This is a genomic window from Kluyvera fluvialis (genome assembly GCF_059725275.1).
Window position 1 is genome coordinate 795,883 of sequence record NZ_AP046142.1, and the last position, 13,908, is coordinate 809,790.

A 13,908-nucleotide genomic window follows, 5' to 3' on the forward strand; every position below is an offset into this window, starting at 1 on the left:
GTTAAGTTAATAAATAGGATTACTATTTTTAGGAGTTCAAGTGCTGGTTATTCTGGGTTACCTGGTTGTATTCGCGACCGTATTCGGCGGTTTTAGTCTATCTGGTGGGGAAATTGGTGCCCTATACCAGCCGACTGAACTTTTAATTATTGGTGGTGCGGGGATTGGTGCATTTATCGTTGGTAATAATGGTAAAGCGATTAAAAGCACGCTTAAAGCAATTCCTCATTTGATGCGAGGCTCTCGTTATACCAAAGCACTTTATATGGATTTAATGGGAATGATGTTTCTTATCCTGACTAAGAGTCGCCAGTCAGGTTTGATGACCCTTGAGAATGATATTGAAGATCCGAAAAACAGCCAAATATTCTCTGCTTATCCCCGCCTATTAGCCGATAGTGAATTGATGAACTTTGTTATCGATTACCTTCGGTTGATGATTAGCGGCAATATGAATGCATTCGAGCTAGAAGCATTGATGGACGAAGAGATAGAGACATGTGAGCACGAGCATGAAGTTCCTGCACAAAGCCTTAACAGCGTTGGTGACGGATTACCCGCATTCGGGATTGTCGCTGCGGTTATGGGGGTTGTTCATGCGCTTGCTTCCGCCGATCGTCCTGCCGCAGAACTCGGCGCCCTGATTGCCCACGCGATGGTGGGGACTTTCCTCGGTATTCTACTCGCCTATGGTTTTATTCTGCCGCTGGCATCACTGTTGCGACAGAAAAGCAGTGAACAAATAAAGATGTACCAGTGTATTAAAGTTACTCTGCTTTCAAGTCTTAATGGTTATGCTCCACAAATTGCCATTGAATTTGGCCGCAAGACATTATTTTCACATGAACGCCCGACGTTTAATGAACTGGAAGAACATGTTCACAAGGTTAAATCCTCGGCGAACAACTCCTCTCCGGAAAGTGAATAATGAGTAAAAAAAACCAAACTGTTATTGTTGTCCGCAGAAATAAAAAGCATAAGCACGCACACCATGGGGGATCATGGAAAATTGCGTATGCGGACTTTATGACTGCCATGATGGCGTTCTTTCTGGTCATGTGGTTGCTCTCTAATTCAACGCCTCAGCAATTGGAGCAAATAGCTGAATATTTCAAAATGCCATTAAAGGTGGCGCTATCAGGAGGGAATAAAAGTAGCCTCAGTGAAAGCATTATCCCTGGTGGAGGTGATGACGTTATCAAGCAGGACGGCGAAGTGTTCAAGAAAACACTGAAAGAACTTGATAAGAAAAAGAATGAAACTAATTTAAAAAATACACGAGAAAAAATTCAATCATTGATAGAAAGCGACCCTCGGTTAAGTGACTTTAAATCTAACCTGTTAATATCATTGACTGATGATGGTTTGCTTATTCAAATCGTTGATAGCCAGGAACGGCCGATGTTTAAAGTCGGTAGTAAAGTTCTTGAACCCTATATGCGTGATATTTTGCAGGCGTTAGCGCCGGTGTTGAATGGATTACCAAACCGCATCAGTCTGACGGGGCACACCGACTCACTGCCTTACGCCGGTGGGGATCAAGGGTATGGTAACTGGGAGTTGTCTTCCGACCGCGCGAATGCTTCCCGCTCTGCATTGGTGAGCAGCGGTTTGGCCAGTAATAAGGTCCTGCGCGTTATCGGTACTGCTGATGCCATGAGTATGGCGAATTCTAAGGCTGATGATCCCATCAACCGTAGGATAAGTATTCTGGTGCTTAGCAAACAGAAAGAAAAAGAAATCCTGAAAGAGAATACTATATTACAGAACATTTCTACCACGCAGGGTGGTGGAGAACAGAGACTTAATTTAGAAATTACCCCCACTTCTAACTATCCTGTTGATGAACCTGTCGACTCGGTGAATACTATTAAGGAGAAGGTTGAGCAAAATGGACGTAAGTGATTTTTATCAGACTTTTTTTGCTGAGGCTGATGAATTACTAGCGGATATGGAGAGTAATCTCCTTGCCCTGGATTTCGCCAACCCCGATAAAGAAACACTCAATGCCATTTTTCGTGCAGCCCATTCAATTAAAGGTGGCGCGGGAACATTTGGTTTTTCTGTTTTACAAGAAACCACTCACATACTGGAGAACTTACTGGATGATGCCCGCGGCGGAACACTCCAATTAAATAGTGATATTGTAAACCTGTTTTTGGAGAGTAAAGATATTATGCAAGATCAGCTGGATGCATATAAGTCCTCACAAGATCCTGACCAGGCGAGTTTCCAGTATATTTGTGAAGCGCTGCGTCAAATTGCTCTCGCGGATAAACAAGCACCAGCGGCGGCTGAAGCTGAACCTGCTGCTGCGGTAGAACAGGCCGCTGAAACCAATGGCGAATCGGGTCCTACGCTGCTGCAAGTGGTGTTGAGTAAAGTTAAAGAGGCAGAACAAAAGCTGCTGATCGATGAACTTGCTAATTTTGGCGAACTTCTTGAACAACAGCAGGAAGGGGATACCCTGCGGGTGTCACTGAAAACGAGCGACGACCCCGACGATATCTTAGCTGTGCTGTGCTTCTTGCTTGAACCGGATCAAATCACCATTACCCCTCAACAGGCGGTCTCTGGTGATAATACCGATGATCATGCCGCCAGTTCGGGTGACGTCGCACCGAGTGAAATACCCGAGGCTTCAGTGAAACCGTCGTCTGCTGCACCGCCTGCGCGCAGTAAACCGGCAGCGCGCTCCCAGGGCGTGGAATCAAGCAGTATCCGTGTTGCGGTGGAAAAGGTTGACCAAATTATTAACCAGGTCGGTGAGTTGATTATCACTCAGGCGATGCTCTCGCAGCTCTCTAACTCGCTTGACCCTTCACAGTACGACACGCTGATCAACAGTATTGGCCAGATGGAGCGTAATGCCCGGGATTTGCAGGAATCGGTGATGTCGATCCGAATGATGCCGATGGAATATGTTTTCAGCCGCTTCCCACGTCTGGTGCATGACCTGGCCGGTAAGCTGGATAAAGACGTTGAATTAACTCTGGTGGGTGGTTCGGCGGAACTCGATAAGAGCCTGATTGAGCGTATTATCGATCCGTTAACGCACCTGGTACGTAATAGCCTCGATCACGGTATTGAGCCTGTTGAAGATCGCCGCGCGAAAGGTAAACCTGATAAGGGGAATTTACTGCTTTCGGCGGAACACCACGGCGGCAATATTGTTATTGAAGTTACCGACGATGGTGCGGGATTGAATCGTGAAAAAATCCTTGCTCGCGCAGTCTCACAAGGAATGTCCATCAGTGAGAATATTAGCGATGAAGAGGTCTGGATGCTTATCTTTGCCGCCGGCTTCTCTACGGCAGAAAAGGTGACGGATGTATCCGGTCGCGGAGTTGGGATGGATGTCGTACGACGAAATATTCAGGCAATGGGCGGCCACGTAGAAATCCAGTCTGAAACCAATAAAGGGTCAACCATTCGAATTATTTTGCCGCTGACTTTGGCTATTCTGGACGGTATGTCGGTACGTGTGGGGGATGAAATTTACGTACTGCCGTTGAGTGCGGTGATGGAGTCGCTACAGCCATCGGAAAATGCTCTCTATCGTATGGCTGGCGGCGAGCTAATGCTGCAAGTCAGGGATGAATATATTCCGCTAGTTGAAATGCAGCAAATTTTTAATATCAAGGGCGATGCTACAAAGGCCAGTGAAGGGATCTGTGTGATTCTGCAAACGGCGGGGCTGCGTTATGCCTTACTGGTTGATCAGTTAATTGGACAGCACCAGGTAGTCGTTAAAAACCTGGAGTTTAACTATCGCAAAGTCGTTGGGATTTCTGCTGCAACTATTCTTGGCGATGGCAGCGTAGCATTTATTCTTGATGTTGCCGCTCTCCCTAAGCTTTGCAAAGAACAAAGACTGATGGATAAAAGTATTGCTCTCTAATTGTCCCGAAAAGGTAAGATTATGAATTTTTCTGCTTCAGAGAAAAAGAAAGATGATAAAAATATTGATCAGGAATATCTGGTTTTTGCGCTTGGTAAAGAAGAGTACGGTATAGAAATTCTGAAAGTGCAAGAAATTCGCGGCTATGACCGTGTTACGCGAATTGCCAATACCCCTGATTTTATTACCGGTGTAGCTAACCTGCGTGGTGTTATTGTACCCATCGTGGATCTGCGCGTGAAATTCCAGCTTAGCTCAGCGGAATTTAATGAACATACGGTTATTATCATCCTGAACCTCAAGGAACGCGTTGTCGGGATTGTCGTTGATGGCGTCTCTGATGTCCTGTCGTTGAATCCTGAGCAAATTAAACCGGCACCGGATTTTTCTGTCACTCTGTCAACCGAATATCTGCTTGGCTTGGGGGCGATGGACGAGCGTATGTTAATCCTGGTTGATATCGAGAAATTGCTGAATAGCGATGAGATGGAGCTGGTTGAACGTACTGCTGAAGGTATGTATGACTAAATCATTTTAGTGTTAGCGCCTTAGCCTGTTCTTATTGTTATCAAGAGCAGGCTTTTTTATTATCTATTCCTCCCTGAATCCCCCTGACAGACTCCCGACTTGATTACCCTCAATTCTTCACCAGCGCTACACTGCATGGCCCAAAATGGTGCGTGACTCGTCGGCAGAACCCTGCGAAATGATGGGGAAAGAGTGAAAACAGCATTGAGTGGGGGAGTAAGAAAGAAGGTGAAAACGTCTGTGGAATTATCGCCGGCGAACTCTGGCCCTAAAACACAAAACGCCTGATGATAGACATAGGCGTTTTATATGCAGAAAATAGTCAATCTCTATCAGGGCCAGTCATTACCCTGCCTCGTTTCACGATTACTTGCCATTGTTATTACCCCTTGATATTTCTTCATGCAGGCGTTTAATCCGTTGAGTGCGTACTTATCTCATGGATGGTCACATGGCCGCAGTATGGGAGCGATTAAAAATATTCTTTAATAAAGTGAGGAACTGAGAGCGGCATGGAGTAATGGTATCCTTGCAGTAGTTCTGCTCCTGCCTCGGTGAGTAAAGTGACCTGCTCTTGAGTTTCAACCCCTTCGGCTATCAGGGACATATTTAATTTCCGGGCTAGCTCTACCAGGGCGCATACCGTATTTTTGTAAATCAGTTTCCCCTGATGGGCTCTGGTCAAATCACGGTCTATTTTTAAGAAGCTGAAGTTCATGATTTCCAGATACTTTAAGCTGGTATGCCCGGCACCAAAATCATCAATCGCAAACTGTATGCCTTCATTGCTCATCTCTTCAACCGCAACCTGGATATCATCATCTATCTCTAATACTGAGCGTTCGATAATTTCCAGCACCATATTAAAATTATCGCTAAATTTCAATGCCGCTTCTCTGAGCGGGTCGTTGGCAAGCTGTGAGCTGCAAATATTAAAGGTGAAGAAGAAGTCGTTTGGCAGGTTGCTGGCTATCGGGAGGAAGTGCTGATGAATATTATTGATTAAATCAACCGTTAGTTTATTGATATGACGGCTATTTTCTAGCTCCTCAATAACCGTACCAGGAGCATAGCAGCTGCCGTCTTTGTCAATAAAACGTAACAAAATTTCGGCACCAATGACTTCTCCTGTTATTGCCGAGACTATCGGTTGTAAATAAGGATAGGAGTTCATTTCCAAAAAACATTCTAAAGAAGATTTATGGACTGGGCGTGGTTTAAAAAGTCTGAATAGGTCGAGTTTCTTATAACGATATAGCGAATTCCAATGGGCTGATAGGTTCATATTTAATTACCTTAAATTAAAACTGGGCAGCATTTCACAAGACGATATATGAGGGTTGACGATAATGAATTGTACCTTTGTTTGTATGATTTCTAAGCCGTAAATAGCGGACAGAAATGAAAAAACTGAATAAAAAAAGCCCTGCACCTGATACGGTGCAGGGCTTTGAGACACCCAAATAAGTCGAGTCTTGCTCGTATTAACGCAGCAGAGACAGTACGTTCTGTGGAACCTGGTTAGCCTGTGCCAGTACAGTGGTACCAGCAGACTGCAGGATGTTAGAACGGCTCATTTCAGATACTTCGGAAGCGAAGTCCGCATCCAGAATACGTGAACGAGATTCAGACAGGTTGTTTACAGTGCTGTTCAGGTTGTTGATAACAGAATCGAAACGGTTCTGTACCGCACCCAGACCGGAACGCAGTTCATCAACCTGAGCCAGGGCTTTATCGATAACAGCCAGTGGGTCAGTAGTTGCAGCACCGGTTGCTACTTTAGTACCGCTATCGGTGACAACGCCAGAGGCATCGATTTTTGCTTTGGTCAGGGCGCCAGTAGTAGCATCCTGAACATAGTAGTTACCTTTGCCGTCGCCCATTAATTTATTGCTACCCAGTGCGGTCACGTCTGCAGCAACAGATTTAGTAGCTGCTTTACCATTGACGGATGAACCACCCTGAGCCGCAGTTAAATCACCAGCGGTTGCTTTAGTCGCAGAATCGTACTCGAATGTACCGTTGTTGTCAGTTACTGCATAATAATCAGTACCATCAGTTACATACAGCTTGTCATCGGTACCTTTAACCATGTCGGTCAGGGCTACAGAACCAGCGCTGCTGTCAGTTGCTTTCGAGAAGTCGTACTTATAGCCAGCATCAACATCAACGTTGGTTGCAGCGGTCAGGGTAGAAGTATCAACACCATCCGCAACGGCGAAACCGGTCATGCCCAGCTTATCAGAATCCATTTTGTTCAGTTTAATATCGATGTACTGGCCATCGTTGCTACCAACCTGAATAGACAGAGTTTGATCTTCGCTCAGTACTTTCACGCCGTTGAATTCGGTCTGTTCAGAGATACGGTTGATTTCATCCAGACGCTGGTTGATTTCATCCTGAATAGACTGACGGTCAGAATCAGAGTTAGTACCGTTTTTAGCCTGTACTGCCAGACGACGGATGTTCTGCAGGTTAGCGTTGACTTCGTTCAGCGCGCCTTCAGTGGTCTGAGCGATGGAGATACCATCGTTGGCGTTACGTGATGCCTGAGACAGGCCAGTGATGTTTGCGGTGAAACGGTTGCTGATTGCTTGACCAGCGGCGTCATCTTTTGCGCTATTAATACGCAGACCGGAAGACAAACGCTGAATAGCAGTACCCAGAGTAGACTGAGATTTATTCAGGTTATTCTGCGCCATCAGACTCAGTGCGTTGGTATTAATTACCTGTGCCATACTATTTCCTCAATAATTAAATGATACCGTTGCATATGTCATGCAATATAGATATGCGGTGTTTCGCTCGCATACTAGAAATATCGGGTGTCTGAGGGAAAACTAAAAAAAAAAATGAAAAAAAATCATTGTCACTTTTCTTTTATGCCTGTTGGACTTGTGGGGTTAGTTAAAATGTTTTTCGAGTTTTCAGCGTTAGTAGATGTACCTATCTACTGGTCGTTGGGGCGTTTGTGAAAGTTTAGTCTATGAGGAGAAGAGAGGAGACGAGAGGAGAAAGCAGTAGATGAAAAGGACGTATATAAGATGCACGCAGAGCGCTGATGTGTCGATTCCGATGATGCGGTTTTCCTTTGCTTAAAATAATGTAATAAATGCACGCATTTTAAAAGATTGATCAGGATTTAAACAGGCTATCAGTACATATGAGCCAAATTTTGGACGCATATGTAAATTTAATAAAATATAGCGTATGAAAATTGTAGTCCAGGATATCTTATCCCGGCGGGGTATTGCCTATGTCGTTATAAAAATAACGATGGGCTATCCGTTGAAAAGAGGGGAATTGTGTTCATAACCTTGCTGAGTGTTGCTGGTATAGGGCTAAAAAAATTAAACTAAAACCTATAAAGTCCGATGTAAATTAGTGAATTTAATAGACGCTAACCGCTATCATCAAGGAAAATACTATGGGTATCTCGTCATTAGGTGTTGGAACGGGTGGCATTGACACTGCATCAATGCTGGAGAAGCTGAAAGCCGCTGAACAAACTCGTTTGAATCCCTTTACTAATCGGCAAAAGAGCTTTAACGCAAAAGTTTCTACCTGGGGGGGAATCTCCAGCGCACTTTCTTCCTTACAGACTGTCGTCAAAAAACTGAGTAGTGAAGCATTTAATACCTTAAACATTAGCGAAAACAAAAACTTTACGGCGACGGCCAGTACCGGTGCGCTTGCCGATGTCCACTCCGTTACGGTTGAGCAGCTAGCTACCGCTCACAAGCTGAAAACGGGTTTAGAAAGTGATGCCGATACCGATCTGGGCTCGACAACCGGTGGCAAACGTACGCTGACTATCACTCAGAATCTGAAAGATAGTGACGGTAATAATAAGAAGTTAACCGTGGAGCTTGATGACGATCAAACGTCGCTGAATGACATTGCGAAAGCAATTAATAAGCAAAACAGTACGGTTAGTGCATCGGTACAGCGTACAGATGGTGGCTACCAGCTGGTACTTAGTTCAAAAGTTACCGGCTCGGATGGCGAAATGACGGTTAAGGTTGATGGGGATAGCCAGCTTGCTAATGTGCTGGATACCAACCAGGGGGGCGACCCAAGTAAAGGGGACAATATGACATCCGTCTCCGCAGCCCAGAACTCAATTGTTAAAGTCGATGGCGATACTTATACGCGTTCTTCTAACAATATCAGCGATATCATCACGGGTGTGACGCTGAAACTGACGTCGGTAACGCCAAAAGATAGCGCTGGTGTGCAGGAAAGTGAGCAGCTTACGCTTACGCCAGACACATCGGCGATTAAAACAACGCTGCAGGATTTTGTTAAGCAATATAATGAATTGCTGAGTAAAACGACGGCAGCGAGCAAGTACGTCCCGAACGACACCTCTAAACTTAAAGATGAAGATGTGGCGACACAAAGCTCTGATAGTGGCGCGTTAATGGGCGATGCGATGCTGCGCGGTATGATGAGCGAGATAGGCAGCGTCGTGAACGGGGTATATGGCGATTCGGGGGCTGATTATGGCTCGCTTGCCGATCTCGGTATCAAAATTGATGCGAGCACTGGGCAAATGACGCTGGATACAGACAAGTTGGACGCCGCCATCGCCGATAACCCGGATGAGATCGCTAACATGTTCATGGCACACGGTGACTCCCCAGGATTAGCGAGCGGCCTTAATGACATCATTACCGAATATGCGGGTGAGAAAAACTCCAAAGATGGCGGTTTGATTAAATCGACGACGGATGCTCTTAGCGAGCAGGTGAAACAGGTAGGAACGCAAATCGAAAGAACGCAAAAACTCATTGATGCGCAGGTCGAAAGATATCGTGTTCAATTCCAGAATCTCGATACGGCAATGTCAAAAATGAATAACATGAGTTCACAACTGCTTTCATTATTATCTAAGTGATTTTTAAATATTTTCAAGTTGAACCGGCAGATATTTATCTGCCGGTTGTTTATCACGGAGACAACTATGTACTCAAATCGCGGCCCAGAAAGCTATGCGCAGATTCACCTTCAGAGCCAACTAAAAGGCGCATCACCGCACCAACTTATTTCTATGCTGTTTGATGGCGCATACAGCTCTATATTGAAAGCGAAAATCTTCTTTGATAACGGTAATGTAGCAAAACGCGGTGAAATGATCTCTAAGGCTATCAATATTATCGATAACGGTTTGCGAGCCTCGCTGGATTATGAGAAAGGTAAAGAGATCGCATTGCAGTTGGATCAGCAATATGAATACATGTCCCGTACACTATTGCAGGCTAACCTGAAGGGGAATCCAGAAGCGCTATCACACGTAGCTGAACTATTATTAAACCTTTCCACAACCTGGAAAGAAATTGAACCACAGTAGATACAGGTGCATATATGACTAATATCTTATCAGAGAGATGTGAAGAGGTTTATAAACTAAATATTGAATTGCTTGATATGGTTAAGGAAGGGCGGTGGGATGAATTTTATGAGTCTGCCCAGCGCTATATTGTGGCACTCCGTGGGATTATTGATAACCAGGTTGATGGATTAACGGCCGACGAAAAGGAGCATTTTGCTTTATTCCTGAATAGTCTTATTAAGAATGAAAACGAAATAACTAGAATATTAAAGATACGATTGAATGTATTAAGCAAGGATATTGCGATGCTGCAACACGGGAAAAAAAGTAGCCAGGCGTACTCCTCTCAATCCTCTACGGGTTTCCACTGATACGATACTAAATCTGTGGCGTTAAGCCTATCCCCATACCGCAGGGATAGGTTTTCCCTTCTCTACTTACCGGCGATAATTTACCGTTAATTCATTACTTATCACATTCAATGTCGGGGAGAGCTGCCCCGGATGATTGACGACATAAATAAACCTAAAGTGATCTGCGGCAGAAAAGGGGATCTTAACGTTCATCTGCCCGCTCAGCGTGGGTATATTCAGACATTTTGTGGCATTGCAGAGTTTAATTTTCAGCTCTGGTGGCGGAGGCGTCAGTAACACAATCCGCCATGAAATGCTGCTCACCTTTGCCGAGGAGGGGATATCGGGGGCGAGCAGCGCTCGCCCACTGAGAATTTGCCCACCTACGCTTATTACACCGCCGCTGGTTTTCTGGCTCCATGCGTTAATATTTGCGTGCGCTGAGCACGTAAGCAATGAAGCCAGAAGAGTACACACAGCACGCTGAATCATTATTTGCCTCCAATCACGTATGACATGCGTACATTACGGTTATTACTGATCTCAAGGTTAGACAGTACCGTCAGCTGTGGGTAGACCCGACGCAGGAAGCGAGAAAGCATCGTGCGGATAGAGTGATTAACCAGCAGCACCAGCGGTGCGCCCATCGCGCTCTGCTGTTGTATGGCGTTTTCCGTCTGCACGAGAATATTTTCTGCAATGCCGGGTTCAATCGCGCTGCCGCTCTGGGTCGCCTGGATAAGCAGTCTTTCCAGATTGAGGTCCATACCAATAACCTGAATGTCATCATTGCCAGGGAACCACTGCTGCGTAATTGCGCGTCCAAGATGAATACGCACCTGGGCGGTCAGTTCATCCGGGTCGGTCAATGCCGGTGAAAACTCGGCCAGCGTGTCAATTATCGTGCGCATGTCGCGGATCGAGATACGTTCTGCCAGCAGATTTTGCAGCACCTTATGGAAGGTGGTGAGGCTAATGACATCTGGGATTAAATCTTCCACTAACTTCGGCATCTCTTTGGTGATGCGTTCCAGCAGAAGCTGGGTTTCCTGGCGGCTGAACAGCTCGTCGGTATGGTTGCCGATAATTTGGTTCAGGTGCGTGGCAATAACCGAACTTGGATCGACGACCGTATAGTTCTGCGTTTGAGCCTGCTCTTTTAGCACTTCATCGATCCAAATTGCTGGCAGACCAAACGCCGGATCCTGACAAGGAATACCGGGAAGATCGCCTTCTGCACAGCCTGGATCAATGGCCATCCAGCGTTCAGGCTGCACCTCACCCTGGCCGATAACGACACCTTTTAAGAGGATACGGTAATCGGTTGGCGACAGATCGAGGTTATCCCGAATATGAATCGGTGGAGGTAGAAAGCCCATCTCCTGTGCAAATTTTTTGCGGATCCCTCGGATACGAGTGAGTAACTGCCCACTTTGCCCTTCATCAACCATCGGGATCAAGCGGTAGCCCACTTCCAGCCCCAGAACATCCTCAAGATGGACATCGGACCAGGAGGCTTCGGCGGACTGTCCGGCTTCGCTTTCCGCTTTGGCTAACGCTTTTTCCTCTCTGGTCATCGTGTGCTTGCCACTGCGCAGATTTTCAAGCTCACGGCCACGAAGCCACCAGGCAACACCCAGTAATGTCACGGTAAATAGCAGGAAGACGAAGTTAGGCATTCCGGGGATCATCCCCAGCAGGCCAATAACGGCTGCCGCCAGTACCATAACGCGAGGGTTATTGAATAGCTGGCTGACCATCTGTTCACCGACATCCTGCTCGGTGGAGACTCGGGTGACGATGACACCTGCGGCGGTGGAAATAATCAGTGCAGGAATTTGCGCCACCAGACCATCACCGATAGTCAGCAGGGTGTAGGTTTCACCGGCTTCAGCAAACGACATATCATGTTGCATGATACCAATCATCAGGCCGCCGATGACGTTGATGGCCATAATCAGCAGGCCCGCAATGGCATCGCCGCGAACAAACTTACTGGCCCCGTCCATCGAGCCATAAAAATCAGACTCTTGGGTGACATCGCTACGGCGGCGCTTCGCTTCATCTTCGCCAATCAGACCCGCATTCAGGTCGGCGTCAATCGCCATCTGCTTACCCGGCATCCCGTCGAGTACGAAACGCGCGCCCACTTCGGCGATACGCCCCGCACCTTTGGTGATAACCATAAAGTTGATGATGATAAGAATGGCGAAGACCACAATACCGATGGCGAAGTTACCGCCGACAAGGAAATGACCGAAGGCTTCGACGACGTGACCCGCCGCACTAGCCCCGGTATGTCCATCCATCAGGATAATACGCGTTGAGGCGATATTGAGCGCGAGTCGCAGCAGCGTTGAAAACAGCAACACGGTCGGAAATGCCGAGAACTCGAGGGTTTTTTGCGTAAACATCGCAACCATCAATATCATCAGTGAAAGGACGATATTGAAGGTAAAAAGCACATCCAGAACAAAAGCGGGCAGAGGCAGGACCATCATGGCCAGAATCATCATGATGAGAACCGGGCCTGCCAGTATCTGCCACTGTGTCTCTTTAAGGTTTGGAATATGTAATTTGGTGGCTAAATTTGCCATCAGTCATGACTCTCTTGTGTAAAATCAAGTGCCTCAGGCACCGTAATATGTGCAGGTTTTTTCGGCCTTATGCCGCCGTTATGACGCCAGCGACGTAGCCCGTAAACCCAGGTAAGAACCTCGGCAACTGCGCTGTATAACTCTGTAGGAATCTGTTCGCCGATGTCGCAATGCCGAAACAACGCTCGCGCCAGCGGAGGGGCGGTAAGCATCGGGATCCGGTGTATTTCCGCCTGCTCGCGGATGCGTAGTGCCACTTCCCCCGCGCCTTTCGCCAGAACGACAGGTGCTTTCATGTTCCCCTCTTTGTAGCTCAGAGCCACAGAGTAATGGGTGGGGTTATTGACAATAACGTCGGCTTTTGGGATATCCGCCATCATGCGTTGCTGGGCGGCGGCGCGCTGCATCTGCTTGATTCGCCCTTTAACGTGTGGATCCCCTTCCTGCTGTTTGAATTCATCGCGTATCTCCTGACGGCTCATACGTAACTTCTTCGTATGGCTCATTAACTGGTAGAAAACGTCATAGCCAACCATAGGAATCAGAGAAAGAATCACTATCAACAGACAGCGAGAAATTAACGTCTGTGCGTCATAAAGTGCGTCAGGAAGCGGCTCGTTAATAAGCCGAATGAGATGCGCTTTATTGCCGTACAGAAAAAGGGCACATGCACAACTGACCAGCGTGACTTTCAGCAGACTTTTCAATAACTCTGAAATCACCTGAGCTGAAAACATGCGCCCCAAACCGGATATTGGTGATATGCGCTTGAGATCAACTTTCAATGATTTACTGCTAAAATGAAGCCCACCAATCAATGTCGAAGCTGCAATAGCGCATATGAACAGCCCTAACAGCAGCGGAAGCACCGACATGGCCGCCATCCCAAAATGTTCGGTGAGTTGCCGAAGCATCAGTTGAGGATCGACAGCAGCAGCACGATCGAACGAGAGCGCATGGTGTAGCACTTGTGCCAGCTTTCGCGCTGCGCCATCTCCCCCCACCAGGATCAGTAACCACCCACTGAGTAACATTAACAAGGAAGTCAGCTCCTTAGAGCGGGGAATTTGCCCTTCCTCACGAGCTTTCTCGCGTCGATGGGGTGTGGGGTCTTCTGTTTTTTCTACGTCACTTTCTTCAGACATGGTTTTTATTCAAAAGTATTAAAAAAGCAGGCCGAAGGACGTCACAACC

12 protein-coding genes are annotated in these 13,908 nt (G+C 46.7%); 7 read left to right on the forward strand and 5 right to left on the reverse strand.

Annotation, left to right across the window (positions count from 1 at the left end; genetic code table 11):
• Positions 1 to 40: 40 nt before the first annotated feature.
• The 4 genes from motA to cheW are packed head-to-tail and all read left to right on the forward strand — an operon-like array spanning position 41 to position 4,429.
• Positions 41 to 928: a flagellar motor stator protein MotA gene (motA, locus tag AC6I4B_RS03845; RefSeq protein ID WP_497769739.1), complete on the forward strand. Its 888-nt coding sequence runs from the start codon at positions 41 to 43 to the stop codon at positions 926 to 928.
• The gene (motB, locus tag AC6I4B_RS03850; RefSeq protein ID WP_497769741.1) at positions 928 to 1,905 is read left to right on the forward strand and encodes a flagellar motor protein MotB; all 978 of its coding nucleotides are present in this window, start codon (positions 928 to 930) and stop codon (positions 1,903 to 1,905) included. The genes motA and motB overlap by 1 nt, the downstream gene beginning before the upstream one ends.
• Complete coding sequence (cheA, locus tag AC6I4B_RS03855; RefSeq protein WP_497769743.1) at positions 1,892 to 3,901, forward strand: chemotaxis protein CheA; 2,010 nt, start codon at positions 1,892 to 1,894, stop codon at positions 3,899 to 3,901. Before motB ends, cheA begins: the two co-directional genes overlap by 14 nt.
• 21 nt (positions 3,902 to 3,922) lie before the next feature.
• A complete protein-coding gene (gene cheW / locus AC6I4B_RS03860; RefSeq protein WP_497769745.1) occupies positions 3,923 to 4,429 on the forward strand; it encodes a chemotaxis protein CheW in 507 nt (168 codons plus the stop codon).
• Positions 4,430 to 4,901: 472 nt separating this feature from the next.
• On the opposite strand, the gene AC6I4B_RS03865 is transcribed toward cheW, so the two are convergent.
• Both AC6I4B_RS03865 and AC6I4B_RS03870 read right to left on the reverse strand, forming a co-directional pair.
• On the reverse strand, positions 4,902 to 5,603 hold the full coding sequence (locus AC6I4B_RS03865) for an EAL domain-containing protein (protein ID WP_497769746.1): 702 nt from the start codon (positions 5,601 to 5,603) through the stop codon (positions 4,902 to 4,904).
• A 310-nt stretch (positions 5,604 to 5,913) separates the two neighbouring features.
• Positions 5,914 to 7,167: a FliC/FljB family flagellin gene (locus tag AC6I4B_RS03870; RefSeq protein WP_497769748.1), complete on the reverse strand. Its 1,254-nt coding sequence runs from the start codon at positions 7,165 to 7,167 to the stop codon at positions 5,914 to 5,916.
• A 689-nt stretch (positions 7,168 to 7,856) separates the two neighbouring features.
• Here AC6I4B_RS03870 and fliD point away from each other — a divergent pair.
• The 3 genes from fliD to AC6I4B_RS03885 all read left to right on the forward strand — a co-directional run bounded on the left by fliD (position 7,857) and on the right by AC6I4B_RS03885 (position 10,135).
• Complete coding sequence (gene fliD, locus AC6I4B_RS03875; protein WP_497769749.1) at positions 7,857 to 9,329, forward strand: flagellar filament capping protein FliD; 1,473 nt, start codon at positions 7,857 to 7,859, stop codon at positions 9,327 to 9,329.
• Between the two features lie 66 nt (positions 9,330 to 9,395).
• Entirely contained in the window at positions 9,396 to 9,782 is a 387-nt protein-coding gene (gene fliS / locus AC6I4B_RS03880) for a flagellar export chaperone FliS (RefSeq protein ID WP_497769751.1), read from the forward strand.
• Between the two features lie 14 nt (positions 9,783 to 9,796).
• Positions 9,797 to 10,135 (forward strand): flagellar protein FliT, encoded by a 339-nt coding sequence (locus AC6I4B_RS03885; RefSeq protein ID WP_497769752.1) that lies wholly within the window; start codon positions 9,797 to 9,799, stop codon positions 10,133 to 10,135.
• Between the two features lie 66 nt (positions 10,136 to 10,201).
• Here the strand turns inward: AC6I4B_RS03885 and AC6I4B_RS03890 are convergent, their stop codons facing one another.
• Genes AC6I4B_RS03890 through flhB form a run of 3 tightly spaced genes read right to left on the reverse strand, consistent with a single transcriptional unit; the run spans position 10,202 to position 13,859 of the window.
• Complete coding sequence (locus tag AC6I4B_RS03890) at positions 10,202 to 10,609, reverse strand: flagellar protein FlhE (protein ID WP_497769754.1); 408 nt, start codon at positions 10,607 to 10,609, stop codon at positions 10,202 to 10,204.
• On the reverse strand, positions 10,609 to 12,714 hold the full coding sequence (gene flhA, locus AC6I4B_RS03895) for a flagellar biosynthesis protein FlhA (protein ID WP_497769756.1): 2,106 nt from the start codon (positions 12,712 to 12,714) through the stop codon (positions 10,609 to 10,611). The genes AC6I4B_RS03890 and flhA overlap by 1 nt, the downstream gene beginning before the upstream one ends.
• On the reverse strand, positions 12,714 to 13,859 hold the full coding sequence (flhB, locus tag AC6I4B_RS03900) for a flagellar biosynthesis protein FlhB (protein WP_497769757.1): 1,146 nt from the start codon (positions 13,857 to 13,859) through the stop codon (positions 12,714 to 12,716). The genes flhA and flhB overlap by 1 nt, the downstream gene beginning before the upstream one ends.
• Positions 13,860 to 13,908: the final 49 nt, after the last annotated feature.

Bases quoted from the DNA above. Each gene is read 5' to 3' on its own strand.
- cheW (WP_497769745.1), top strand. From the start codon at position 3,923: ATGAATTTTTCTGCTTCAGAGAAAAAGAAAGATGATAAAAATATTGAT.
- fliS (WP_497769751.1), top strand. From the start codon at position 9,396: ATGTACTCAAATCGCGGCCCAGAAAGCTATGCGCAGATTCACCTTCAG.
- AC6I4B_RS03885 (WP_497769752.1), top strand. From the start codon at position 9,797: ATGACTAATATCTTATCAGAGAGATGTGAAGAGGTTTATAAACTAAAT.
- motB (WP_497769741.1), top strand. From the start codon at position 928: ATGAGTAAAAAAAACCAAACTGTTATTGTTGTCCGCAGAAATAAAAAG.
- fliD (WP_497769749.1), top strand. From the start codon at position 7,857: ATGGGTATCTCGTCATTAGGTGTTGGAACGGGTGGCATTGACACTGCA.
- AC6I4B_RS03865 (WP_497769746.1), bottom strand. From the start codon at position 5,603: ATGAACTCCTATCCTTATTTACAACCGATAGTCTCGGCAATAACAGGA.
- cheA (WP_497769743.1), top strand. From the start codon at position 1,892: ATGGACGTAAGTGATTTTTATCAGACTTTTTTTGCTGAGGCTGATGAA.
- AC6I4B_RS03890 (WP_497769754.1), bottom strand. From the start codon at position 10,609: ATGATTCAGCGTGCTGTGTGTACTCTTCTGGCTTCATTGCTTACGTGC.
- flhA (WP_497769756.1), bottom strand. From the start codon at position 12,714: ATGGCAAATTTAGCCACCAAATTACATATTCCAAACCTTAAAGAGACA.
- AC6I4B_RS03870 (WP_497769748.1), bottom strand. From the start codon at position 7,167: ATGGCACAGGTAATTAATACCAACGCACTGAGTCTGATGGCGCAGAAT.
- flhB (WP_497769757.1), bottom strand. From the start codon at position 13,859: ATGTCTGAAGAAAGTGACGTAGAAAAAACAGAAGACCCCACACCCCAT.